18 protein-coding genes and 1 tRNA gene are annotated in these 24,192 nt (G+C 67.7%); 9 read left to right on the forward strand and 10 right to left on the reverse strand.

Features of this window, described 5'->3' with window-relative positions; translation table 11 throughout:
• Positions 1-221: 221 nt before the first annotated feature.
• Positions 222-1,100, reverse strand: a complete 879-nt coding sequence (locus GH747_RS20000; protein WP_149771414.1) for a LysR substrate-binding domain-containing protein — start codon at positions 1,098-1,100, stop codon at positions 222-224.
• A 93-nt stretch (positions 1,101-1,193) separates the two neighbouring features.
• On the opposite strand from GH747_RS20000, the gene GH747_RS20005 reads away from it, so the two are divergent.
• Positions 1,194-2,447 (forward strand): MFS transporter, encoded by a 1,254-nt coding sequence (locus GH747_RS20005; protein WP_149771415.1) that lies wholly within the window; start codon positions 1,194-1,196, stop codon positions 2,445-2,447.
• Here GH747_RS20005 and GH747_RS20010 read toward each other — a convergent pair.
• Positions 2,350-3,339 (reverse strand): pirin family protein, encoded by a 990-nt coding sequence (locus tag GH747_RS20010; protein ID WP_149771416.1) that lies wholly within the window; start codon positions 3,337-3,339, stop codon positions 2,350-2,352. The two genes, GH747_RS20005 and GH747_RS20010, sit on opposite strands and share 98 nt — an antisense overlap.
• 257 nt (positions 3,340-3,596) lie before the next feature.
• Between GH747_RS20010 and GH747_RS20015 the strand changes: the two genes are divergently transcribed.
• On the forward strand, positions 3,597-5,120 hold the full coding sequence (locus GH747_RS20015; RefSeq protein WP_149771417.1) for a phytoene desaturase family protein: 1,524 nt from the start codon (positions 3,597-3,599) through the stop codon (positions 5,118-5,120).
• Positions 5,121-5,145: 25 nt separating this feature from the next.
• Here the strand turns inward: GH747_RS20015 and GH747_RS20020 are convergent, their stop codons facing one another.
• Entirely contained in the window at positions 5,146-6,507 is a 1,362-nt protein-coding gene (locus tag GH747_RS20020) for an NAD(P)-binding protein (RefSeq protein WP_149771418.1), read from the reverse strand.
• Positions 6,508-6,811: 304 nt separating this feature from the next.
• Between GH747_RS20020 and GH747_RS20025 the strand changes: the two genes are divergently transcribed.
• The 3 genes from GH747_RS20025 (at position 6,812) to GH747_RS20035 (ending at position 10,228) form a co-directional block, all read left to right on the forward strand.
• Complete coding sequence (locus tag GH747_RS20025; protein ID WP_149771419.1) at positions 6,812-8,944, forward strand: DEAD/DEAH box helicase; 2,133 nt, start codon at positions 6,812-6,814, stop codon at positions 8,942-8,944.
• Between the two features lie 310 nt (positions 8,945-9,254).
• Entirely contained in the window at positions 9,255-10,046 is a 792-nt protein-coding gene (locus tag GH747_RS20030; RefSeq protein ID WP_149771420.1) for an alpha/beta fold hydrolase, read from the forward strand.
• Positions 10,047-10,155: 109 nt separating this feature from the next.
• Positions 10,156-10,228 (forward strand) — tRNA-Lys (locus tag GH747_RS20035).
• A gap of 23 nt (positions 10,229-10,251) precedes the next feature.
• On the opposite strand, the gene GH747_RS20040 is transcribed toward GH747_RS20035, so the two are convergent.
• Together GH747_RS20040 and GH747_RS20045 are read right to left on the reverse strand one after the other, a co-directional pair.
• Positions 10,252-11,478 (reverse strand): site-specific integrase, encoded by a 1,227-nt coding sequence (locus GH747_RS20040; protein ID WP_149771421.1) that lies wholly within the window; start codon positions 11,476-11,478, stop codon positions 10,252-10,254.
• A 9-nt stretch (positions 11,479-11,487) separates the two neighbouring features.
• Entirely contained in the window at positions 11,488-11,688 is a 201-nt protein-coding gene (locus GH747_RS20045; protein ID WP_149771422.1) for a helix-turn-helix transcriptional regulator, read from the reverse strand.
• 207 nt (positions 11,689-11,895) lie between these two features.
• On the opposite strand from GH747_RS20045, the gene mobF reads away from it, so the two are divergent.
• The gene (gene mobF / locus GH747_RS20050; RefSeq protein WP_149771423.1) at positions 11,896-14,790 is read left to right on the forward strand and encodes a MobF family relaxase; all 2,895 of its coding nucleotides are present in this window, start codon (positions 11,896-11,898) and stop codon (positions 14,788-14,790) included.
• Between the two features lie 324 nt (positions 14,791-15,114).
• On the opposite strand, the gene GH747_RS20055 is transcribed toward mobF, so the two are convergent.
• Positions 15,115-16,020: an SIR2 family protein gene (locus tag GH747_RS20055; RefSeq protein ID WP_149771424.1), complete on the reverse strand. Its 906-nt coding sequence runs from the start codon at positions 16,018-16,020 to the stop codon at positions 15,115-15,117.
• Positions 16,021-16,465: 445 nt separating this feature from the next.
• Entirely contained in the window at positions 16,466-17,995 is a 1,530-nt protein-coding gene (locus GH747_RS20060; RefSeq protein ID WP_163695813.1) for a peroxidase family protein, read from the reverse strand.
• Between the two features lie 140 nt (positions 17,996-18,135).
• On the opposite strand from GH747_RS20060, the gene GH747_RS20065 reads away from it, so the two are divergent.
• The gene (locus tag GH747_RS20065; protein ID WP_149771426.1) at positions 18,136-19,011 is read left to right on the forward strand and encodes an ImmA/IrrE family metallo-endopeptidase; all 876 of its coding nucleotides are present in this window, start codon (positions 18,136-18,138) and stop codon (positions 19,009-19,011) included.
• A complete protein-coding gene (locus tag GH747_RS20070) occupies positions 19,008-19,442 on the forward strand; it encodes a helix-turn-helix domain-containing protein (protein ID WP_149771427.1) in 435 nt (144 codons plus the stop codon). Before GH747_RS20065 ends, GH747_RS20070 begins: the two co-directional genes overlap by 4 nt.
• 708 nt (positions 19,443-20,150) lie before the next feature.
• On the opposite strand, the gene GH747_RS22460 is transcribed toward GH747_RS20070, so the two are convergent.
• Complete coding sequence (locus tag GH747_RS22460; RefSeq protein WP_205603039.1) at positions 20,151-20,456, reverse strand: helix-turn-helix domain-containing protein; 306 nt, start codon at positions 20,454-20,456, stop codon at positions 20,151-20,153.
• A gap of 147 nt (positions 20,457-20,603) precedes the next feature.
• Here GH747_RS22460 and GH747_RS20080 point away from each other — a divergent pair, with 147 nt between their 5' ends.
• Complete coding sequence (locus GH747_RS20080; RefSeq protein WP_163695816.1) at positions 20,604-20,828, forward strand: hypothetical protein; 225 nt, start codon at positions 20,604-20,606, stop codon at positions 20,826-20,828.
• A 137-nt stretch (positions 20,829-20,965) separates the two neighbouring features.
• Here GH747_RS20080 and GH747_RS20085 read toward each other — a convergent pair whose 3' ends face one another.
• Positions 20,966-21,532 (reverse strand): hypothetical protein, encoded by a 567-nt coding sequence (locus GH747_RS20085; protein ID WP_149771429.1) that lies wholly within the window; start codon positions 21,530-21,532, stop codon positions 20,966-20,968.
• The gene (locus GH747_RS20090) at positions 21,529-24,096 is read right to left on the reverse strand and encodes a hypothetical protein (protein ID WP_149771430.1); all 2,568 of its coding nucleotides are present in this window, start codon (positions 24,094-24,096) and stop codon (positions 21,529-21,531) included. Before GH747_RS20090 ends, GH747_RS20085 begins: the two co-directional genes overlap by 4 nt.
• Positions 24,097-24,192 lie beyond the last annotated feature (96 nt).

Here is a 24,192-nt window from a genome sequence, read left to right on the forward strand (position 1 = left end):
CAGCGAGTCGAAACCCCCGGATCCTGCGGTTTCGACTCGCTGCGCTCGCTCAACCAGCGGGCCGCTGCGCTCGCTCAACCAGCGGGCCGCTGCGCTCGCTCAACCAGCGTGCTGCGCTCGCTCAACCAGCGTGCCGCTTCGCTCGCTCAACCAGCGGGCAGCATCGCTCGCTCAACCAGCGGGCAGCATCGCTCGCTCAACCAGCGGGCCGCTTCGCTCGCTCAACCTGCGGAGGAAGCGGCGAGCATCTCCAGGAACGCCGCCGCCGCGGGCGACGGACGGTGGCGGCTCCACGCGACGTGCTCCTCGCGGACGGGTGCGTCGGCGATCTCGACCGTACGGACGCCGGCGAGCGTCGCCGCGTACGCGCCGGGGAGGAGCGCGATCCCGAGCCGCTGCGCCACGAGCCCCGCCGCGAGGTCGCCGGTGGTCACCTCGAAGGCGACGTGGCGCTCGACGCCGGCCGCGGCGAACGCCTCGTCGACCTGGAGGCGACCGGGCGTCCCGGCGGTGAAGTCGACGAACGGGTACGGCGCAAGGCTCGCGAGGTCGGTTCGGTGCTCGTCCGCCAAAGGGTGGTCCGGCGCGACGACGGCGACGTGCTCGCCGCGCCCAGCGATCCGGCTGCGTACGCCTCGCGGCACGCGCCCCGGCGGCAGTCCGAGGAAGGCGATGTCCACGGTGCCGGTCGCGATCTGCGCGACGAGCTCCTGGCTGCCGTCTGTGCGCAGCGAGACGTCGACGCGCGGGTGGGCGGCGCGGAAGTCGCGAAGCAGGCTCGGCAGGTCGTACGCCGTCACGGTCGGGATCGCGCCGAGGCGGAGACGCCCGCTGACGACCCCGGAGACCGCGGCGGCCTCGGCGCGGGCGCGTTCCGCGGCGTCGAGGGCCTCGCGTGCGGCCGGCAGGAACGCCTCGCCCGCCGCGGACAGGTCGACCCGCCGGCTCGTACGGTCGAAGAGCCTCGCACCGATCTCGCGCTCGAGCTTGGCGACCTGGTGGCTGAGCGCGGACTGCACCACGTGGCACTGCTGCGCGGCCCGGGTGAAGCTGCGGGTCTCGGCGACGGCGACGACGTACCGGAGTTGCTGGAGCTCCATCCCGGCATCGTCGCACGATCCATCATTTCTGGTCATGTTTAGCGTGATGATCATGTGTTGGACTCATGGACGAGAGCCGTTCACGCTGGAGGAATGACCCGCCCGCTGCTTCTCCTGATGGCCCTCGCCACCGGCCTCTCGGTCTCGGCGAACTACCTCGCGCAGCCGCTGCTCGACATGCTGGCGACCGACCTCGGAGTCTCGGACGCGAGCGCGGCGACGATCGTGACGGCGGCGCAGATCGGGTACGCGGTCGGGCTGCTGCTCGTGGTCCCGCTCGGCGACCTGGTGGAGAGGCGACGCCTCGCGGTGTCGCTGCTCGGCGCGACGGCTGCCCTGCTGGTCGCGTCGTCGCTGGCACCGAGCGGGCGCGTCCTCCTGGTCACGACGACGCTCACGGCACTCACCTCCGTCGCGGCGCAGGTGGTGGTGCCGTTCGCGGTGACGCTCGCCGACCCCGCGCACCGCGGCCGGGTCGTCGGCGTCGTGATGAGCGGCCTCCTGCTCGGGAGCATCGTGTCGCGCCCGATCTCGGGGGCGCTGGCACAGCTCGCGGGGTGGCGTTCGGTGTACGTCGTGTGCGGCGTGCTCGTGGCCGGCGTCGCGGTGGCGTTGTGGCACCGCCTGCCGACGATGCACACGCCGGCGGGGATCGCGTACCCGGCGTTGATCCGGTCCACGCTCGGCCTCTTCGCGACCCAACCCGTCCTGCGCCGCCGGGCGCTGGTCGGCGCGCTCTCGCTCGCCTCCTTCAACACCTTCTGGACGGCGTCGACCTTCCTGCTCGCGAGCGCGTACGGCTGGTCGGAGGCCGCGATCGGGGCGTTCGGCCTGATGGGGATCGCCGGGGTCGTCGCGACACCGGTCGCGGGGCGGCTGGTCGACGCGGGCCGAGCACGTGCGGTGACGCGCGGGTCGACGCTCGCGCTCCCCGTCGCGTGGGGCGCGATCGCGCTCGGCGGCAGCGGGGGCGCCGCCGGGTTCACCTGGCTGACGCTCGGTGTGCTCGTGCTCGTCGTGGCTCAGCAGATGCTGCTCAACGCCAACCAGAACGCGATCTATGCGCTCGACCCCGCGCTGCGCAACCGCCTGAACGCCGCGTTCATGACGGCGTTCTTCGTCGGAGGCGCAGCCGGGTCGGCGGCGACCACCCTCGCGTGGGTGCACGGCGGGTGGGGTGCCGTCAGCGTGCTCGGCGCCACCCTCGCGGCGTCGACGGGGATCGTGTGGCTCGAGGACCGGCGGCGCGTCAGGCGCCGGGCGTGGACCCAGCGACGTCGCCGTGCGGCATCTCCTGTGCGGGGATCTGCCCGAACCGACCCTTGCTGTAGTCCTCGTACGCCGTAAGGACCTCGGCACGCGTGTTCATCACGAACGGACCAGCCATCGCGATCGGCTCGCGGATCGGGAGCCCGCCGAGGACGACGACCTCCATCGCGGGGTGCCGGGAGTCCTGCTGTTGATCGGCACCGACGGTGATCGTCTCACCGAAGCCGAGGACGGCGAGCTGACCGGAGCGCAGCGCGCGGCGCGAGCCGGTGACGTACCCGTCTCCGGACATGACGTAGACGAGCGCGTTGAAGTCCGCACGCCACGGCAGCGTCACCTCGGCTCCCGGAGAGACGGTGAGGTGGACCATCGCCATCGGCGTGTGCGTGCTGCCGGGACCCTGGACGCCGTCGACGTCACCGGCGATCACGCGGATCAGCGTGCCGGCGTCGGAGCTCGTCGCGAGCCCGACCTCGGAGCTGCGCAGGTCCTGGTAGCGGGGGGTGGCGAGCTTCATCGACTTCGGCAGGTTCACCCAGAGCTGGAGCCCGTGGAACAGACCGCCCTTGGCGACGAGCCACTCCGGCGGCGCCTCGATGTGCAGGAGGCCGCTGCCGGCGGTCATCCACTGGGTGTCGCCGTCGGTGATCGACCCTCCGCCGCCGTGGGAGTCGGAGTGGTCGAAGACGCCGTCGAGCATGTACGTCACCGTCTCGAACCCGCGGTGCGGGTGCCACGGGGTGCCCTTGGGCTCACCCGGGGCGTACTCGACCTCGCCCATCTGGTCCATGTGGATGAACGGGTCGAGGTGGCGCAGGTCGACGCCGGCGAACGCCCGGCGGACAGGGAAGCCCTCGCCCTCGTAGCCCTGCGGAGCAGTGGTGATCGAGACGACCTCGCGCCCCTCGTGCGCGGGGACGGACACCACGCGAGGGAGAACGGTCCAGTCGGGAACGGTGACGGCGGGCATCGGGGCCTCCCAGGAAGTCGGTGATTCGTACTTTAGTTGAGCATTAAACTTTCCGCAAGCGCCCGACCCTCCCCCACTGGTCGAGGCGCGATCCGCAAGCACCGCTGGTCGAGGCGCGATCCGCAAGCACCGCTGGTCGAGGCGCGATCCGCAAGCACCGCTGGTCGAGGCGCGATCCGCAAGCACCGCTGGTCGAGGCGCGAAGCGCAAGCACCGCTGGTCGAGGCGCAAAGCGATCGAGACCTAGGCTGGCCGGCATGAGCGAGACCCACGACGTCGTCATCGTCGGCGGAGGCCACAACGGCCTCGTCGCCGCGACCCTCCTCGCCCGCAGCGGCCTGCGCACGATCCTCCTGGAGCGCCTCGACCACACGGGCGGCGCCGCCGTCAGCGAGCGTCCGTTCGCCGGCGTCGACGCGAGACTGTCGCGCTACTCCTACCTGGTCTCGCTCATGCCGGACGAGCTCATCGCCGAGCTCGGGCTCCAGATCGAGCTGCGCTCGCGGGACACCGCCTCCTACACGCCGTACGACGGTGGCGGGCTGCTCGTCGAGACGCACGAGGGCCGGCCGACCGTCGCATCGTTCCGTGAGGCGACCGGGACAGACAGCGAGTACGAGGCGTGGCGGGCGTTCTACGGCGACGCGGAGGAGCTCGCCCTCGCCGTCGCGCCGAGCCTGCTGCAGCCGCTGCCGAGCGCGCAGTCGGTCCGCGACCAGGTCGGCGAGCACGTTTGGGAGGACCTCGTCGCACGCCCGCTCGGCCGGGCCGTCGAGCGCCGGTTCACGAGCGACCTCGTCCGCGGCGTCGTCGCGACCGACGGGCTGATCGGCACGTACGCGTCGCTCGACGACGACTCGCTGCTGCAGAACCGCTGCTTCCTCTATCACCTGATCGGCAACGGGACGGGCGAGTGGCGTGTCCCGGTCGGCGGGATGGGTGCCGTCACCGACGAACTGCGTCGCGTCGCCGAGGCCGCCGGAGCGGACATCCGTACGGGGGTGACGGTCACGTCGGTCGACGCCGGCCTCGATGGCGTCACCGTCCACGCCGACGGCCTCACCGTCGCGGCACGCTGGATGCTGTCGGGCGTCGCGCCGTACGTGCTCGCCGGACTGCTCGACGACCCGCTGCCGACCAAGCCCCGCGGCTCGCAGCTCAAGATCAACCTGCTCGTCGACCGCCTCCCCCGGCTGAAGTCCGGCATCGACCCGGCGACGGCGTTCGCCGGCACCTTCCACCTCGGCGAGACCTACAGCGACCTCCAGCGCGCGTACGCGGTGCCCTCACCGGACGTGGCCTGCGGAGAGCTCTACTGCCACACGCTCACCGACCGCTCGATCCTCGGGCCGGAGCTCGCCGCGAGCGACGCGCAGACCCTCACGTACTTCGGGATCCACTGGCCGTACGACGCCGCCGGGCCTGCTGCCAAGGACCGGGGCTGGCGCGCGTTCGAGGCGGCGATCGACGCGTACCTCGAGGAGCCGATCGCCTCGGTCCTCGCGCGCGACGCGAACGGCGACCCGTGCGTCGAGGTGAAGACCCCCGCCGACATCGAGCAGGACCTCGCCATGCCCGGCGGCCACATCTTCCACGGTGACCTGCGGTGGCCGTGGGTGGAGAAGCCCGGTCAGTCACCGGCCGAGCGCTGGGGTGTCCAGACCGGCCACGCACGCGTTCTCGTGTGTGGGTCGGGCGCGCGGCGCGGCGGCGCGGTCAGCGGCATCGGCGGCCACAACGCCGCGATGGCGATCCTGGAGCATGAGGGCCGGGCTGTCTGACGGGCCGGTCACCTGACGCGACCGGTCACGCGAGCTCGGCGAGCCTCGCGAGCCCCGGCGCCGCGTGGGCGGCCATGCGTTCGCGCGCGGCGTCGTACGCCGCGGACGGGGTGCCCTTCGGGCTGCTCGAGGGGTTGAGCGCCACCTGGTCCGCCCACTCCACGATGTCGGGCTCAGCCGAGAACGACATGGCGGCCCGGGTGCCCATGACGATCATCCGCGCCCACCCCGCCGGCGAGTTGCCGTACGGCGTCGGCGGGCACAGCCGGTTCTTCTCGGCGTCGTCGTCGCGGGTCGCCTCGACGTACCCCGTGACGGCCGCGCCGAAGCAGGGGAAGCCTGCCCTGATCGGCTGCAGGGTGATCTCGTCCGGACCCCAGACGGGCACGGGCGGCGGATACTTCAGACCGTCCGCCGCACAGTGGACGACCAGCGCGTCCTCGGCGACTCCGACGGATCCGTCGGCGAAGGTGAGCCGTCCACGTCCGACCGACTGGATGTGCCCGAGACGGACGACGTCCTCGATGGTCCGAAGCTGGTCGAGCTCCCACGCGGCCAGCGTCGGCGCCTTGGCCATCGTCGGCGTGAGCGAGCGGTCGATCCGCAGCATGATCTCCTCGTCCTCCATCCGGAGGAAGAGGTCGTCGAGCGAGGACGCCTGCTCGGCCGCGTGCATGATCCCGGCGACCATGCCGAGGAAGACGGCCGGATCGGGTTGGACCAGCGCCCGGTTGAACATCCACGGCTCGCGGGGGCGTACCCAGCAGATCGCGTCGGGGTCGACGCCGCGCGACAGCAGCCAGATGCATGCGTCGGTCGCGGTCTTGCCTGCCCCGACGACGACGTACTGGCTCGGCGCCTCCTCCAGCCTGGCGAGATCGTTGACGGGTACGACGCGGGCGCCGTCGACATCGAACGGCGCAGCCTTCTCCGCAGGGATGCTCGGGGCGAGGTAGCGGGCGTCGACCACCCGGCAGCGCTCCCCCGCCTCGAACCGCTCGCCGGAGATGCGCGAGACGACAGTACGGTCGCCGACGTACTCGCAGTTCGGATAGACCTCGACCTTGTCCGACTCAAGCAGCTGGTCCAGCACCCCGGCGTAGTAGGCGCAGATCTCCGCCTGGGTGGCCCGCTCCTGCAAGCCCTTCTCAGGTCCGCTCTGCTGGAGCTGCCCGCCGCCGAGGAGGGTCGAGGGGACGCCGTAGAAGGCGGAGGCCTGGTGGAGACGGACGAACGGGTACGCCTCGAGCCAGTGTCCGCCGACACCGTGCCGGCGGTCGACGAGCGCGACACGCACGTCGGCGTGGCCGGTCAGGGCGTCCGTGAAGGCCATTCCCATCGCGCCCGCCCCGACGACGAGGTAGTCGGCGTCGATGGTGCGCGTCACCGTTCCAACATGACACCGCCACGGCAGGGTGTCCACGGCGCTTGCAGACCGCGATCACGCGTCCTGCGGCAAATCACCAGCACCTGCGCGTATCATCGACCTCGCAGCCATCCAGAGGCCAGTCGAGGACACCGGCACTCGCCGTCTCCTCCACCGTCATGAGCAGCCGCTCGGCGGTCTCTACCGCACACTGGGGCCGCGCAGGTCGGGAGCTGACATCCTCTGCGCCGCGCTGGTGTCTCCGGAAGGCCGTCGTCGGTGCACCTCGCCCCGGCGACAAGCGTACGAATCCTGAGGAGGATCGTTGGCTCAACCGGCCAAGCGTCGACCGGACCCCCGCCGCAAGGGTGGTCCGCGACGTCCGCAGCGTGCCCGCACCGCTGACGCCGACAACGTCGGCATCCTCCCGCTGCTCGCCCAGGCGGTCCGTGAGGTCGAGCGCTCCGTGCTGCGCGGCACGGCGACGGCGTCGACCCGTACGGCGTTCCAGGTGATCGCGATGCTGGTCCGCGAGGAGCGCGCCCGCGTGAAGGTGGACGCCATCCCCGAGGCCCGGCGCGCCGAGCAGCTCAAGCGCCTCGACGGCATCGCCACGATCCTCGCGACGACGGCTGCCCGGGACCCTTCCCTGTTCACGCTGCTCGCCGACGACGCCGTCCTCTCCCCCGCCGCGACCAAGCTCCGGCGCGAGATGCTGGTCGCCGCCGGCGTCGAGGTCGAGGACGAGCCCGAACCCGAGCCCACGGACACGCCGGCGGCCGCCGCGCCGCGCGCGGTGGTGCCCCAGTCGGTGGCCTCGCGCCAACTCGCGAACCCGTTCCTGACCCCGGACTTCTCCGCCGCGGCCGCCCCGCGCCGTACCAGCGTCGGGCGCCTCGCCAACTGGGAGCTGATCGAGCCGCTGCTCCGCTCCTTCGAGCACGGTGGGCCCGCGTCGAGCATGCCGCTCCCCGACCCGTCCTCCTTGCGCGCTCCGGGCGACCTGGAGCTCATGCCGCACCAGGCCGAGCTGATCGCGTCCGCCGCTGCCGGCCACCGCACGTTCCTCCTCGCCGACGAGCCGGGCCTCGGCAAGACCGCGCAGGCGCTGCTGGCAGCGCAGGCCGCCAACGCGTACCCGCTGCTGGTCGTCGCTCCGAACGTCGTCAAGATCAACTGGGCCCGTGAGGCCGAGCTGTGGACGCCACGCCGGAGCACCACGGTCATCCACGGCGACGGCCACACCATCGACGGGTTCGCCGACATCGTCGTCGTCAACTACGAGGTCCTCGACCGGCACGTCGGATGGCTCGGCGACCACGGGTTCCGCGGGATGGTCGTCGACGAGGCGCACTTCATCAAGAACCGGAAGTCGCAGCGCTCGCAGCACGCCCTCGAGCTGTCCGAGCGGATCCGGGCCCGCACCGTCCGTCCGCTGCTGATGGCCCTGACCGGTACGCCGCTGATCAACGACATCGACGACTTCCGTGCGATCTGGCAGTTCCTCGGCTGGATCGACGAGCGCAAGCCCCTCCCGGAGCTGATGGGCGCGCTGGAGGACACCGGCCTCGCTCCCGGGGAGCCCGGCTTCTACCCCGCGGCGCGCAAGTGCGTCGTCGACCTCGGCATCGTGCGACGCCGCAAGGTCGACGTCGCCGCCGACATCCCGGCCCGCCGGATCGCCGACATCCCCGTCGAGCTCGACGACGAGACCGGCCGCTCGATCCGCGCCGCCGAGCAGGAGCTCGCTCGTCGCATGGTCAGGCGGTACGAGACGGCGCTCGAGACCCGCAAGTCCGGCAAGGTCGTCGACGGCATCGACCACGAGCTCGTACGCCTCGTCGCCAAGTGGGAGCGCGAGGAGGACTCGAACGAGACCGGCAACGTGTTCGGCATGATGCGCCGGATCGGTCTCGCGAAGGCCGGGCTCGCCGCCGACTACACGGCACAGCTCGCCCGCAGCGTCGGCAAGGTCGTGTTCTTCGCGAAGCACCTCGACGTCATGGACGTCGCTGAGGAGACGCTCGCGAAGCGCGGCCTGCGCTACTCGACGATCCGCGGCGACCAGACCTCGACCCAGCGGCAGCGCGACATCGACGCGTTCGTCAACGACCCTGAGGTCGCCGTCATCGTGTGCTCGCTGACCGCAGCCGGCGTCGGCGTCAACCTGCAGGTCGCGTCGAACGTCGTGCTCGCCGAGCTGTCGTGGACCGACGCGGAGCAGACGCAGGCGATCGACCGCGTCCACCGCATCGGCCAGGACGAGCCGGTCACCGCGTGGCGCATCATCGGCGCGCAGACGATCGACGCGAAGGTGGCCGAGCTGATCGACTCCAAGGCGCAGCTCGCCGCCACCGCACTCGACGGCTCGACCGAGGAGACGCACGCGTCGGCCGACGTCCAGCTCGAGGCTCTGGTCGCGCTGCTCACCGAGGCGCTGGAGGAACAAGGAGCCTGACCGCCCCTCGCTGATCGAGACCACCCCTCGCTGGTCGAGGCCGCCACCCCTCGCTGGTCGAGGCGCGAAGCGATCGAGACCACCCCTCGCTGGTCGAGGCGCGAAGCGATCGAGACCACCCCTCGCTGGTCGAGGCGCGAAGCGATCGAGACCACCCCTCGCTGGTCGAGGCGCGAAGCGATCGAGACCCCCCTCGCTGGTCGAGGCGCGAAGCGATCGAGACCACCCCTCGCTGGTCGAGTAGGGCGAGGAACGAGCCCGTATCGAGACCCCGCCGGTCAAAACCTGCAGACCGACGTACCTTGAGCAGATGGACGCGGTGATCGAAGGCCGGTTCACCGCGGGTCTGCCCTACCTCCGGGTGGGCGAGGGCCCGCCGCTGGTCGTCGCCTCCGGGCTCACGCCCGAGCACGCAAGCCCGACCGGCGTCGCCCGCCGGATGGCACTGTCGTGGGCGGTGCCGTTCGCGCGGCACTTCACGGTGTACGTGACGAATCGGCGACCCGGCCTCGCTCCGGGAGCGACGATGTCGGACATCGCCGCGGACTACGCGCACGCGATCGAGCACGACCTCGGAGGGCGTGCGCTCGTGCACGGCACCTCGACCGGCGGGTCGGTCGCGCTCCAGCTCGCGATCGACTCCCCCGGTCTCGTCGAGCGACTCGTCGTCGCCGCGTCTGCCTGCCGGCTCTCGCCGCACGGGCGGCACATGCAGGCCGAGGTGCTGCGCCTCACCCGCGAGGGAGACACGCGCGCCGCCACCGCCGTACTCATGGAGGCCCTCGCGCCGCGGCCCCTCACCTACCCCGTACGCGGCGTCGGCTGGCTTCTCGGTGGACTGTCGAAGAGCGACCCGACCGACATGATGACGACGATCGCTGCGGAGGACGTCTTCGACGCAGAGCCCCATCTCGGCCGCATCCAGGCACCCACCCTCGTGATCGGCGGGACGTCGGACCCGTTCTACTCGGAGGACCTCTTCCGCCTTACTGCCGAGGGGATCTCCGACGGCCACGCGGTCGTCATGCCCGGGAAGTCACACCTGTACGTCGCTGGCGCCAAGGTGCCCGCCGCCGTCGCGCTCGGCTTCCTGCTGGGCTGAGGATGGGCGCGCAGGGTGACCCCCACCACAAGGTGACCCCTCGATTTTGGACTCCCGAATCGCCCTGCTAAAGTTCCAACTGCTTCGGACGACGGTCCAGAGGCACCACGCGCCATTAGCTCAATTGGCAGAGCAAGTGACTCTTAATCACTGGGTTCGGGGTTCGAGTCCCTGATGGCGCACAAACAAGCAGGCCAGATACCCCCTAGGGGTTCTGGCCTTCTTCATTCCCTCCCTCTTTGCTCCCTTTTTGGCTGCCGGGACGGTTCTGGCGGAGCGCGGACTCGAGCGCGTCAGCGGCCTGGGAGTCCACCCGATGCCGCGCGAGGTAGACGTCCTGAGTCATCGAGGGACGCGAATGGCCAAGCTGGTCTGCGATGAGCCGCGCGGACAACGCTGCCTCATCGAGGATCGTGGCCGCCGTCTTCCGGAAGGCGTGAGACGTCACCCAGCTCAGGTCGCCGTGCCCGCGTGCGTTCCGCAGGTCGCGTCGAACGTTCGCGGGGTCGCGGAAGCCGCCCAGCGTGTCCGGGAAGACTGGCTGGGGTGGTGTGGCGCCCGTCGCGCATCTCTGGCGAAGCATCTCGATCGCGCTGATCGGGAGCGCGAGAGTCCGCTCCCCCGCACTGCTCTTGGTTCCCTTGCGGACGAGACCCTTTCCTCGGACCCGAACGATTGTGCTGGTGATATTTACACCGCCACCGTCGAGGTCCACGTCGCTCCACAGCGTCGCCAGGGCCTCACCGATGCGAACGCCTGTGGCGAGCATGAAGAAGACCAGCTCAGGGAGATCCTTTCGACGCGCGATCGGATCCTCGGTGAGTTGAGTGAAGAACGCGACTCGCTCGTCACTCGTAAGGCCCCGCGGTGCTCGCCGTGGCTTGGCTTCAATGCGTTCGATCTCTCGCACGGGGTTGTACTGGAGCGCGCCGTACCGGACCGCGAATCCCAGGACACCAGAGATGACACTCTTGGCGCTCTTTGCGGTCGATGGACTGATCTCAGTACGGATGGTCCCGATGACGCGATCGACGAGCGGCGTGGTGATCTCTCGCAACCTCAGTTCTCCGAGCGGAGGCAGCACGTGGTTTCGGAGCTGCCGTTCGTACGTGTCCACCGTGCCTGGAGATCGACGACCGTCGGCGACCATGAGCTGCAGCGTTTCCATCCACCGCTCAGCGGCGGCGGAGAACTTCGTCAGACCGTTGAAGTCGCTGCTTGGCCGTGCGGTCGCGCGTTCTTGGAGCTTGGCTTGAAGCGCCTGACGCGCCTTGATTGAGCTACGTCCGCTCGCCTGGACACGGCGCGTCCGGCCATCGAAGTCTCGAAACAACGCCATCGCGACGAATCGGCGCGGTTGGCCACTCGCGTGTGGGACCTCGTGAGCACGGATCAGGCCCCAGGTTCCGATGGGGAGAGGCTCGCGAGCCATTGCGGTTGCCTACGTCGTGACGACCTGGGCGTCGACCCAGGCGCGGACCTCGTCGGGCCGGTAGCGGAGGTAGCCGCCGACGCGATAGCTGCGAGGGCCGAGACCGTGACACCGCCATTGGTACAGGGTCTTGACGGCGACTCCGAGGTACTCCGAGACGTCGGCGACCGTCCAAAGGTGTTCGAACCGGCTGGGTTCTGTGTTGTCCATGGCGCGCTCCTGCTGCGTAAGGACCCGGCACCTTCATCATGCCTCGCCTGGCACCACTCCTGAGCAGGGTGCGCCACTCGTACGCATCAGGAGGCAACCCTGCGGTGCCCACGAGCAGCCCCGGGCGTTGTGCCCACCGCCTGCACACGAACGCCCGTTCCGGATCGCCGCGACAGCGCGGATTCTGGACGAGGAGGTGCGCGACTGATGATGACGCTGCACAAGCTGCACGCTGGGGACGGCTACACGTACCTCACCCGCCAGGTCGCCTCCGGAGACGTGTACCGCAGCGCCGGCCAGGATCTCGTTGCGTACTACACCGCCAGCGGCAACCCTCCCGGCCGCTGGATCGGCGCCGGTGCCGCTGACCTCGCCATCAGCGGCACCGTGCGCGAGGACCAGATGCGCTCGCTGTACGGCGCGGGCCTCCACCCTGACGCCGAGCAGATCATCGCGCTCGAGGTCACGAACGGTGCGGATTCGGACGATGCGCGCCGCGCGACACAGTTCGGCCGGGCCTTCCCCGTCTACCAGATGCCAGACACTCGCGCGGCTCGCATCGCGGCACGGATCGAGCGGTACGAGCGCAAGACCGGCCACACCCCCGATGCCACCGCACGCGCCAGGATCGAAGCCTCAGAGGCCGCCAAAGAGCGTCGCGCCGTCGCCGGGTACGACCTCGTCTTCACCCCGGTGAAGAGCGCCTCGCTGCTGTGGGGGCTCGGCGACGCCGCCACTCGGCAGGCAGTGACAGACGCACACCACGCAGCCGTAGCGTCGGTTCTCTCCTGGCTGGAGCGCGAGACGTGCTTCGCCCGCATCGGCGACTACGGCGAGCGGCAGATCGACGCGCGCGGGTTCATCGCCGCAGCGTTCGACCACTTCGACTCCCGCGCTGGTGACCCCGACCTCCACACCCACGTCGCGATCTCGAACAAGGTCCGCGCCGTCCACGACCGCGACGACGGAACCCCACGATGGCTGTCTCTCGACGCGCGAGCACTCCACGCCGCCGCGGTCGCGGCGTCGGAGCGCTACAACACGCGGATGGAGGCCGAGCTTTTCCGTCGCCTCGGCGTCACGTTCACCGAGCGTCCCGACAACCGACGCTCAGACAAGCGACCGATCCGCGAGATCGACGGTGTGCCGCACCAGCTGATCCGGCACTTCTCCAAGAGGCGAGCCGCCGTAGAGGAGCGGTACCGCGAACTCGCCGACGACTACCGCCGCGATCATGCAACCGAGCCCGACACGGCGATGCAGCTCCGACTCGCGCAACAGGCCACGCTCGACACTCGAGGGCCCAAGAGCGTCGGTGTCCCGCTCCACGAAAAGATCCAGATGTGGCGTGCCGAGGCCTCCTCGGTCATCGGCGGCGGCAAGGTCCGTGGACTGGTTCGTACGACGACGGACAGGGCAGAACGCGTCTGGAACCCCGACGACGTACCCGTCGACCTGATCGCCAACGTCACCACAGCCGTCGTTGCCGAACGGAAGTCCACCTGGACGCGGTGGAACATCATCGCGGAGATCGAGCGGCAGACCCGCCACCTCCGATTCACCAACCCAGCAGACCGCGAAGCGATTACTGAGCGGATCCTCGATCAAGCCCTCTCCCCCGCAGTCTCGGTCTCGCTCGGAACGGACCGGGACTTGCCGGCCGTGGTGGCACGGCGGGAGAACGGCGAGAGCGTCCTCACTCAGCATGGCAGCGAGCGGTACACCAACCAGGCCATGCTCGATGCTGAGGCGCGACTACTCGAGGCTGCAGCGGAGGTTGTTCCACTTCCCATAACGTCCGCGCAGGCGTCGCTGTCGCTCGACCGCTACGAGTGCCGCTCAGGCGAGCACCTTGATGATGACCAACGCGCTCTCGTTCTCGCCTTCTCGACCACATCGAGACGCCTGGCGCTCGGTATCGGACCAGCGGGGTCGGGCAAGACGACCGCCATGCGCGCGCTTGCCGCTGTCTGGACCAACAGCGGCGGCCGTGTGATCCCTCTGGCTCCGTCGGCGACTGCAGCACACGTCCTCGAGAACGAACTCAGGTGCCGCGCGGAGAATCTTCACAAGTTCCAGCACCTCTCGCAGAATCCCAACATCGACGACGATTGGGCCAGCCTTCGACAAGGCGACCTCGTGCTCGTCGACGAAGCCACACTCGCGGGCACCCATCGACTCGACGGGCTCGTCCAGTACGCCCGCACTCGTGGCGCCGTGGTTCGACTCCTCGGCGATCCATACCAGCTCTCATCCGTCGACGCTGGCGGCGCCTTCCGACTCCTCATCGACCGAATCGGCGGCGCCGAGCTCACTGGCTTGCGCCGGTTCAGAGATCCCGCCGCCGCCCAAGCGACACTCGCGATTCGCCGCGGTGACCCCACCGGCATCGAGTACTTCCTCGACAGCGGCCTCGCCGAGTCGGGCAGCGACACCGCCATGCTTTCTGCCGCGTACGACGGCTGGGCGCGTGATACCCATGCAGGCCTCCGAAGCCTCATCATCACCACGAATGATCGCGACGCCCTCGCCCTAAACCTTCAGGCGCGACGCATGCGCGTACGTGCCGGCACCGTCGAGGAGAACGGCGTGACACTGCGCGATGAGTCAGTTGCTGGAGTCGGCGACCTCATCGTCACGCGCCGCAACGACCGCCGCCTGCGAAGCTCTGATAGGTCGAGCTTCGTCAAGAACGGCGACACCTGGACCGTCACGACCGTCGGTGCGGACGGCGGGCTCCGAGCAAGATCGTCCGACGGGACGACCATCGACCTGCCTAGCGACTACGTCGCCAATCACACCCAACTTGCTTACGCGATGACAGCCATGCGCGCCCAAGGAGCGACCGTCGACACGGCACACGTTGTCGTCGACGAAGCGACTACCCGCGAAGCGCTATACGTCGCACTCACACGCTCGCGCGAGCCAGCCCGCGAGTACGTCACCACGGAGCGCCTAGGTGCGATCGAACCCTCGGCGTCGTTGCCCTCCGCCAAGCCAAGTGGCCGAGACGTCCTCGCCAACACCCTCAGTCGTACCAATCTCGAGCGCTCAGCCCACGCGCTGCGGACTGGAGTTCACAGCCAAGCCACGATTGATTAGACGTGGGCGAGACGACGAGCGTCCCCAGGACCGCGTCGCACAGCATCTCTCGTGAGTTCGAACTCGCCTACGAGGTTTGGACACGCGACGGTGATACCCGCCGGCTAAGTGCGTGGGTCCGGCCATTGACCTGCACGAAGGCCTTCCAGCACTTGTCAGCAGGTCTGGTCGCTGTTCGTTCCTCTGCCGCCTCAGTGCGGCCAAGGTTGGACTTGTCATCGCCGGTGGCCGCGCAAGGTGGTCTGGACGCAACTCATTATGGTGAACGACGGCGCAGCATTCCGCCCACTATGACGCTGGCGCGGGGCACGAGGGGACCGACGGTCAGAGAGTGTCGCCACCCTTCGTTGGCCGTCGCCTTCGCATGTTCCAAGACTCTGCTCCAGCAAACGAGGATGAGATGTCCTGGCCCAGGAACGAGCGTGCTCGCTCGTGCGTATCGGGCGACGGGTTCACGATCGAGACCTCTACATCAGAGGCCAACCCGGCTTGGCCAGGCTTACGCGTTGTCACCCGTAAGAGTGTGCGAAGTTCCAGGTCGTCCGCAGGAAAGCTGTAGCCCACGATGTCGAGCCATGACGCCCGAGACAAGGCCCAGTACGCGTCGTCCCAGATCTCCCCGAGGTCCGCGATGAACGCTTCCTTTCCGGCGGCCATGGTCGCCATGTGGGGTTCGTCAAATCGACGGACGCCACGGGCGCTGGCTACCGGATGATCGTACGAGCGGTGCCGGACCAACAGTTCGTCGCCCTCGCGGCTGTGCTTCCGCAACGCCGCAGAACTAATGGGGGTGTCAATCCGATCAAACTCCCACGACTTCGTGGCCGCGACGTCGACGACACACGAATCGTCTCCACGCCCCCAATCCACCGAACCGTGCAGCTTGAGAACTACGACCGTCTTCGGGGGCAGATCAACCAGCCTGTTTCCGCTCCGAGTGCGCGGCCAAGACAACTGGACATTCAACCCCGCGCGCACGGCGCTCTGCTCGACGATCGTGTCCCAGTTGGAGGTGATCACCACCGCCGGCCGACCCTGAGGTGCCTTGAACCAGCCGTCGTGCGGAAGGTGTGATGCGCGGCGCCACTGCGCCGCGGCCGTGGCGAGCAGGCCTTGGGCGATTTCAGCTCGCAGGCCCTTCAGCAGGTCGCCGGGGTCGAGCGGGAGACGCTCACGGCCGCCGTGCACGCGCTCCATCACCTCTAGAAGGGTGAAGAAGTCGCTGACCACCGGACGAAACTCGGGCGAACCCCCGTCAGGGTAGAGAACCCTGGCAGCAGCTTCCAGATCTGCCTTCCACTGCTTGGCAGAGCGCAGAGTCTCCCACCGGGCGTAGCCAGCCTCAAAAGCCCGCGGCCAAATGTGGCGGAGAAGCTCGTCCGTCAGAGGAAGCCCAGCTGCCTTGGAGGCACCAGCGCCGAGAAACATGACACCAAGCCGCCGGTCAGGCGGACGACCACCTCCAGACCGTCTTTCTGCCATCACCCCTCCTCACGGCACAGGCTCCCACATTCCTCACACTCGATGCCGGAGCTCACCTCGCGCCGAGCGTGAGCTGGGCGAGGGCTCGCTGAATGGCGGCATCAACTAAGGGATGGGCTAACGACGACACCACCCACGGCGAGTTCCGCGGCGGCCGGCCCGAAGACCTCGATCCGGCCGCCACCCGAGACGTTCAGACGCTGACTCCCCCGACCGTGAGGACGTCGGCGATACCGAATTCCCCGGCAGTTGCTCCCAGCGTGGGGCGCCAGTCAGGCTGGGCCCGCAGGAAGGACGAGCGGTCATTCTGGGTAAGGCCGATGAGAACCTCAGCGACCACGCGGCCGCCGATGGGGCCCAGCGACTGGCCACCTCGAGTGACCTCTGCCTCCTTGAGGAACCAGAACCAGAGGGGCGCCGGGTGCTGCAGCCCGGTCTGGATGGCGACCGTCGCGGGGTCGATGCGGAGCTTGCCGGCGGTCGCGGCGGCGAAGTCTTCGCCGCTCGGGAGTTCGAGCGCGACGCCGCGCTTGATGTTGAGAAACGCGAGCGACCGACGCATCTGGTCGATCGAGGCGGGCAGGGAGTGCAGCGGGCTCGAGATGCGGATGTCGAAGAGCCGCGCTCGCTGGGTCTCGCCGCCTGAGGTCGGCAGGCCGTCGAAGAACCGGTGCCACTCGATCTCCCATCCGGTCGGTATGCGCCGGAAGCCGCGGAGGTCAGCGAGTGGGTTGGAGTCACCCTCCACGGAGAACACGGGCAACGGCGTCAGTCCTCCGTTGAGGAGGTACGCGTCGCGGACGAGGCTGTGACCGAAGCGGTAGGCGCCCGCCGAGAACTCGACCGGCATCCACGGGTTGCGGCGGACGTTGTACAGCTTGAGGGCGGCGTCAAGCCGGCCGTGCTTGTCGCGCTTGAGCACCTCGTCGGCGGTTGCCTGGCCGACGATGAGCGGGAGAAACCCGGTGAGCACGAGCCACTGGTAGTGCCACCGGACGAGCGTGACGATCTGGCCGAAGGTCGGCTGTCCGGTGACGGCAGGTCCGCCGCCCCAACCGCCCACGGGGGTGGCGGGGACGCCAGTCACGAGGGACGGGTCAGCGCGTACGCGGTCGACGACGTGGTTGTGGAACTCGACGAACCCGAGGTGGAGCTGCGCGACGATGACGTGCACGTCGTTGCGGGGGTCGCCGATGAGGGCTCGGCCCTGGTGGTTGCGGTTGAGGTCGCGCTGCAGGAACTCGGGCGGGTTTACGCCGAGAAGCAGTCTGTCAGGGTCGTTGCCGTCGTACAGCCAGGGGTTAGCGGACGGACCGAGGCCGTAGAGGCAGTCCAGGTCGAAGCGCGGCGTGCGGAAGTTCTCGAGAGCGTCCGGGTCGTTGGCCTGGTCGAGCATCGAAGTCGGGTCGAAGGTGATGTCGTGGTCGACGAACTGCGCGAAGTACGTCCACCCCGCCGCCAGCGTCGCGTCCGAAGGAGTCGGCTCACCGCTCCAGCCGCCGCCTGGCTGGTCCGGCTGGTCAACCATCGCAGCGACGACGTTCTGGATCTGCGCGTCGTCGAGAACCAGCGGGGTCAGGCCGCGGAACAGGCGTCCGAACTTGCCGGTTTCAGTCGTGGACCGCGGGACGTTGCCGATGCCGCGAGGCGGGGCCGATCCGTGGCCTGCGGCCACAGGGGCGCCGGAGGGCGGAGGGCCTCCGGGTGAGGCAGTTGCGGTCATTGTGCACTCCCCTCGTTCGTTGGCCCGGCCGGCTGCCGCGCCTCTCCGTTCGCAAACGATCATCTATCGTTCGCAAACACGAATCAGGATGACACGCCGCTGTACCGTTCGTCAATGCGAACGGGCTATCGTTAGTGAGGATGACCGGGATAGAGGGGCTCTCAGCGCTGGAGATCGCCATGCGGCAACGCCCGCGGGCATCACCTGAGGACGTCATCCAAGACCTGGCTGCCGACCTGGTCGACCTGGGAGAGGTCACCCGCCCTCCCGTGGACCTGCGCCTGCTGGCGAGCATCCAGGCCATCGTTGACGTCGAGGAAACCATCGACACCTTTTCTGGCTGCCTCATCAACAAGGACGGCCAGCTCCGAGTCCAGCTAAACGCTCTCGAGTCGCTCCCCAGACAGAACTTCACGCTCGGCCACGAGATCTGCCACACCCTCCTTCCAGGGTTCACTCTGTCGACGAACTTCCGTTGCACCCCGGGCCGCAGCACGCCCCGGCAATCAAGACAGCTCGACGTCGAGTGGCTCGCTGATGTAGGCGCGAGCGAACTCGTCCTTCCCCGCCGGCTTGTCACGAAGGACTTCGCTGAACGCCCTTTCGGCTGGGACGCACTCGAAGCAGTCAGCAACCTCTACGCAGCCAGCCTCGAGGCAACGGCCCGACGGTTCGTGCGCCTCTCCGCGGCCCCCGCCTTCTTCGTGCGGCTGCAGTTCGGCACGAGCAAGACCAACCCGCGCCCCGAACTCCGCGTCCGCCATGCGTCGTGGTCACGCCACCTCAACATCTTCATCCCACCCAAGAAGTCGGTGCCACGAACGCACCCGATCTTCCGCGCAACCGAAGGCGAGCTCGTGGATGAAGTCGCCGACATGGCATGCCTCAGAGCGCCCGGACAGTTCCGGGTCTCCGCACGCCCGTACCCCTACTTCGACAACCAGAAAGGCGAAGACGTCCTGCGTGTGCTTGCCGTCGGCGTCAACTCGCCCACACGCAAGGAGAAGCGACCATGAACGCACCGAACACCTCACGCAATCCAGACGACGTCAAGGCGATAGGCACACGTATCCGAACACTCCGCACCGACAAAGGGCTCTCTCTGACCGAACTCGCCGAACGTGCGGGCGTCAGTAAGTCCTACCTCTCGACAGTCGAGCACGGAACCGGAAGCCGACCAGGTGTCGCGGTTCTGCACAAACTCGCTACAGCGCTCGGCGTAACGCTCGCCGATATTCTTGGGCGAGTCGTCCAGTCCACCCCAACGACGGTCGATGTTCCCGAGTCGCTTCAGGAGTTCGCCGAAGCCAATAACCTCCCGCAGGTCGACATCGACATGCTCGCTGGCATCAAGTTCCGAGGGGACGCACCGCGGACCGCTGCAAGGTGGCAGTTCATCTACAACGCCATCGTGATGAGCGGACAGGTGGAGGAGCGTCCTGGCTGAGCAGCCCGTGCCAAAGAGCACCGCGCTTCTCCGACCGACATACCAATTCACCGGGCCCGGAATGCCAGGTACAACCGCGGCATTCCACCGGTGCGCAGTACTGGGCGTGCGGTGAGCCCGTGGTGTATTTGACCGGCCGCTGCGGACGGACAAGGTTCTCGCCCGCCGCCCCGGCTGGGCCGACCTACTTCTTACCGCCGCGATTCTCCCGGTCAGGACACCCCACGGCCTGAACGACCACCCCGATCTGCCCAAGTCGTCGCTTTGGTTCTGTTTGACTCGCGTCATGAACTTTCAGACCTTGGCGCTCGACATCTCGTGGAGACAACGCCTACCGGGCCAACCGACGAGTCCCCGGCCAGTCTCCGACTAGAGAGCTCGAAGTCGGCGTGACCGCAGATCGGCTGGCCGAATTAGTGCGGGCGCAACGGTAAGCCGATCGCGATTATGCGCGAGCGAGCCGCCGGGGCTGGCAGCGTTACGCCACAGCGACTCAGAACCTGATTTGGATCACAGGGGCGTCGGCGACGGTAATCCTCGGCGTCTCAGACCTCAGCACCGGCGCCAGCATCGGCTTCGCCCTCACGGCATGTCACACTGTTGAGCTCGGCCGAGCCGTTCTTCAACTGGCGGTCTCGCTGGATCAACTGTGACGAGGCGCTCGCCGAGTGGCACGAGGCCGAAGAAGCCCTCTACCACTACGTGACCTCAACCGCGCGCGAGCAACTCGACCGCAACAGACTCCATGAATTTGGCCAGATGCGGCGGAACGCCTGGACTCGGTTCTCCCAGCAGTGGTTGCACGAGCGACGCGGAGGGAACGGTCCGACAGCCATGACCTGCTTGCCCCAGACTTTGACCGTCGCCTAGAGTGGACACACCAGAGCCTCCATCAGACCCGGGGCGATTCACAACCGTCGACCTACCGATCCCCAGATCCCGCGCGACCTGACGCTGCGGAATACCGTCCGCAACCAGCCGCCGGATCAGAGCCCAATCCTCCACTGAGATCACCCATCCAATCTGTCTGGGTGGCCTCGTATTCAAACGTCGCTATGGCCTCGTTGTCGAACGTCGTCGACAACACCCAGGTCTACTACGACCCCGCAGCCCGTGTGGGTCCGTGCCGCCAGCGCCGACAACGCCAAAGAGCCGGATGCGGTGTCAGTCGAGTTCACCGTCAGCATCGCCTCTGACTCGGAAGAGTACGCCTCCCTCGACCGGAAGTACTCGCGCTACCGCATCGACGTGATCCGCGAGCACGACGCGTGGAAGTGGCCGGTCCGGCAACGCCGATCCCGACCTGAGACCCAGACAGTCCGACGGCAAAACCAGCCGGCGCAGGCTGGCAACCCCTACCGGCTGCCTGGCACCCTTCGGATCTGACACGACCGAAAACGGTCGTTCCCGGACACCACCTCGCAGAGCCGCAGACGCCGAGGGGGTGTGATGTTCGATCCCGCCTCTGCTCGCGCATTGACTCGCCGGCACCCCGACGTTGGTCGGGGTGCCGGCGGACCACATCAAGAACCCGTGGTACAGGACGTATTCGGGTCGTTGCTCTCGCACATTGCAACGGCGACGGGAAGCACAAGCGATCCCTTGCCCCCATTTTCGGCGGTGTAGCGCAGTCGAATACCTTCGAGCGACGCTGCCTTAGCTTCACCCTTGTGTAGTTCGACAGCAACATTCTCGACACCTTGCGAGCACTCGCGGGTCACCTCGTCGCGACCGCGGAATGGCTCCGCATCCGGTAGCGACGTGTCCAGGATCTTCAGAGGCGTTACTCCGTCTCGAGGTGCAAAGACGGTCACGTCGGCGATACTCAAGTCGCCGCTGACCTTGAGCGCTTCTGCGCCGTCGATCCTTACGCCTCCTGGAGTGGAGAGACACACCGTACTCACCCAGATGCTCGCCGTTCTGGTTCCCGCAGCGTTGAATCCGAGATTTGTCCACCCGCCGTCACCAGCAACGAGTAGTTCCGGCTTGGGCGTGCCTGTGGCATCGCTTCTCCCCTGCTCAGCCGAGCATGCACTCATGAATACGCTGACGCAGAGGATGACGACGCCACAGGCTACGCGACGGATCATCTTGGATGTGCCTGCACAGCTCGTGATGTCAGGGGTCCGACGCTGCTGTTGGCGCAGATGATCGACTTCTTCTTGAAGTTGAAGAGCAACTTCGTCGCTCGGGTGTAGCCGGCCTGAGCGGACAGGCTCACCCCAGCGAGGCTGATGGCGGAGGACTTGGTGTACGACTTGCCTCGAGTCTTCTCGAAGGTGTCGCCCGGATCCATCGCTGTGCACTGCTCCCGCCAATTCTTCTTGACCGAAGGCTCGGACTTCGTAAAGAACATGTTCCACGAGGAAGGGCGCCAGTACGTGGTCATCGTGCCCGCACATCCCGTCCGGAACTGACGGTAGTTGACCTTGTTCCACCAGGTCCGATTCACCTGACCCTTCTTCGTCACGGAGCCACCCGAACTCTTGGTTCGGGAAAGACTGATCGTGCCGCTGGGACGGTACGAACCTCCGTCGTAGCTGGCCGCAACTCCGAGCGTATGAGTTGCTCCTGTCCGCTGAGTCCAGCTCACCGGGGCACCGCTCCAGTTGTAGATCGAACCGAACCGCTCCTGTACACCGTTGCGGACCTCGCCGGTCGGCTGGTTACTGATGCACGGCACACCGCCGGCCCTTGCGCTGGCTGCGCCCGGGGATACGGACTCCGTCCCGTTCAGCATCGCTGCCGTCCTCGCGTTCGATTCTGCGACAGTCTCGCTGGTCCACTCGCTTGGGAAGAGATCCTCGGCGGTAACGGAAAGCGGTGACGTCGGCGCGTCAATCATTTCCGAGGTCGTTTGCAGAGAAACGACCTCCGCAGGCTCCACGTCAGTCTCCCACTCCGACTCGGGGTCATTGGTGTTGGTCGTCGATCCGGTCGAGAGGTCCATCCGAAGATGCGGGGGCTCGGCTGCCTCGTCATCGTCGACCGTGGAGAAACTCGCGACCTCGCTGGTCTCCTCTGCGATCACAGGGGCCGGTGTGAAGGTCGGAGCTCCGAGACCTTCGTCCTCGGCCAAGATCTGGAGATCCACCGATCCATCCGGATTGACGAACTCAGCCGGGACCTGGCTTGTGTCCACGTCGATTTCGAAGTCGCCCGCGTCGTTGGTAGTTGTCGCAGGGACACGCCAGATCGGCAGGTCGACATCGGCAGGCGCGTTCGCGAGATAGTCAGCATTTGGCCAGATCCCTGCCGCGACTTCGGCACCGGCAGCTGGCGTGTCGCTCTCGATGACCGTGCCCGACACGTGCGCGGTTCCTTCAGGTGCCGGCTCTGGCTCTACGTCGGCAAGACGGGGATCGGCAAACCATCCCTGCCCCGTCAGAGTGACGACCACGGGCTGCGTGCTGGTGTTATGGACTGCGACCTGACCGTCACCGGAGACCCCAACGATCGCAGTCGAGGTGATCCCGTTCCATGGGTCGCCAAGATCCTTGGTGAAGGACGACGTGGTGGTGCCGGGCATCTCGTCGTCGGCGTTGAAGACGGTGACCGTTCCCGATGCCGTCCATGCCTTCACTGAGACGGTCATAGGAATAGCCGTCACGGAGCCGTCGGAAGGGATGCCTGCGACGCCCTCCACCTGAACCAGGCGTGTTTCTCCGGCTTGCAACTGCGCGGCAGGGTCCGTCGTTCCGGTCGCGTAGATATTCGCGGGGTTCATGGGGTGGAAGACGCTTCCCTCACCGGCAGTGCCGGTGAAGTAGCCCTGAACGTCGACCTTGACGTCGACCGATGACCCCTTGTAGTTCGTGACGCGCAACTTCCCGTCGGCGTTCAGCTTGATGTTGACACCCGAGTCGTACGGACCGGACGTGCCGTAATCCATGGCAGCGGGATAAGAGCTTGTCATGCTGGCGCCACCCGGACCGACCTTGAGCTGACCCGGGGCGGTGGCGTTTCGCGCTTCGATGTTTGCGAAGACTGCGGTCGCGTCGGTAGGGATATCACCCAGACCGGCAACCTGGATGTCAACGCTGGCGTCGGTTGCCAAGCGCTGCTGAGGGACGTTGGGCCCCGCTCCGGCTGACCCCGCGGTGTTGGCGATTCGCGTTGGCGTGATCGCCTCGAACCCACCACCGACGGCGCCGCCGGTGGTGAAGTAGCCCTGAATGTCGACGGTCACGCTCGTTGTGCCGATGTAGTTGTAGAGGCTGAACTTGCCGTCGTCGCCGACCGGCACGATCGCGGTGTTGGACCTGGGAACGTTGACGTTGTCGTAGTAGAGGTTAGATACCACCGGTCGCGGCGTCCCTGAGGCCCAGGCCGTCATGTACGAACTCGTCGCCGCAGTCGTTCCGTGTGCGGCGAGGTCGATCACGACTGCAGATACGCCGGAAGCTGGAACCTCGCCGACATCCGTGACTTGGTAAGAGCGAGTCTCATTCGCGTTGAAGTTGCCTGTACTTGCCGGACCCCACGTGTTGGCATCGACGATGCGCTTTGGGGTGACGGGTACGAATACGCCACCAGTGTCTTCAGCGGCAGCTGGCGCCGCGCTGGCGAGCGGTAGGCCCGCCCCGAGAAGTCCGGCCACGACGGTGACCGCAACCGCGGCAGCCGTGACTCGGACACTTGCCCAAGTTTTCATGGGCGATTCATATCACTTTGTCCCTTCCGGGACCAAATCGACGCAGATGGCCTCTACCAGAGGTAGATCTCGCGCTGGTTCAGCGGTGTGGCGACC

The organism is Mumia xiangluensis, from assembly GCF_010994095.1.
GTDB lineage: Bacteria > Actinomycetota > Actinomycetes > Propionibacteriales > Nocardioidaceae > Mumia > Mumia xiangluensis.

What these genes read in the sequence shown, in the direction of transcription:
- GH747_RS20085 (WP_149771429.1), bottom strand. Translation starts at nt 21,532, where the DNA reads ATGATCCGTCGCGTAGCCTGTGGCGTCGTCATCCTCTGCGTCAGCGTA.
- GH747_RS20000 (WP_149771414.1), bottom strand. Translation starts at nt 1,100, where the DNA reads ATGGAGCTCCAGCAACTCCGGTACGTCGTCGCCGTCGCCGAGACCCGC.
- GH747_RS20045 (WP_149771422.1), bottom strand. Translation starts at nt 11,688, where the DNA reads ATGGACAACACAGAACCCAGCCGGTTCGAACACCTTTGGACGGTCGCC.
- GH747_RS20040 (WP_149771421.1), bottom strand. Translation starts at nt 11,478, where the DNA reads ATGGCTCGCGAGCCTCTCCCCATCGGAACCTGGGGCCTGATCCGTGCT.
- GH747_RS20030 (WP_149771420.1), top strand. Translation starts at nt 9,255, where the DNA reads ATGGACGCGGTGATCGAAGGCCGGTTCACCGCGGGTCTGCCCTACCTC.
- GH747_RS20070 (WP_149771427.1), top strand. Translation starts at nt 19,008, where the DNA reads ATGAACGCACCGAACACCTCACGCAATCCAGACGACGTCAAGGCGATA.
- GH747_RS20005 (WP_149771415.1), top strand. Translation starts at nt 1,194, where the DNA reads ATGACCCGCCCGCTGCTTCTCCTGATGGCCCTCGCCACCGGCCTCTCG.
- GH747_RS20065 (WP_149771426.1), top strand. Translation starts at nt 18,136, where the DNA reads ATGACCGGGATAGAGGGGCTCTCAGCGCTGGAGATCGCCATGCGGCAA.
- GH747_RS20015 (WP_149771417.1), top strand. Translation starts at nt 3,597, where the DNA reads ATGAGCGAGACCCACGACGTCGTCATCGTCGGCGGAGGCCACAACGGC.
- GH747_RS20010 (WP_149771416.1), bottom strand. Translation starts at nt 3,339, where the DNA reads ATGCCCGCCGTCACCGTTCCCGACTGGACCGTTCTCCCTCGCGTGGTG.
- GH747_RS20060 (WP_163695813.1), bottom strand. Translation starts at nt 17,995, where the DNA reads ATGACCGCAACTGCCTCACCCGGAGGCCCTCCGCCCTCCGGCGCCCCT.
- mobF (WP_149771423.1), top strand. Translation starts at nt 11,896, where the DNA reads ATGATGACGCTGCACAAGCTGCACGCTGGGGACGGCTACACGTACCTC.
- GH747_RS20090 (WP_149771430.1), bottom strand. Translation starts at nt 24,096, where the DNA reads ATGAAAACTTGGGCAAGTGTCCGAGTCACGGCTGCCGCGGTTGCGGTC.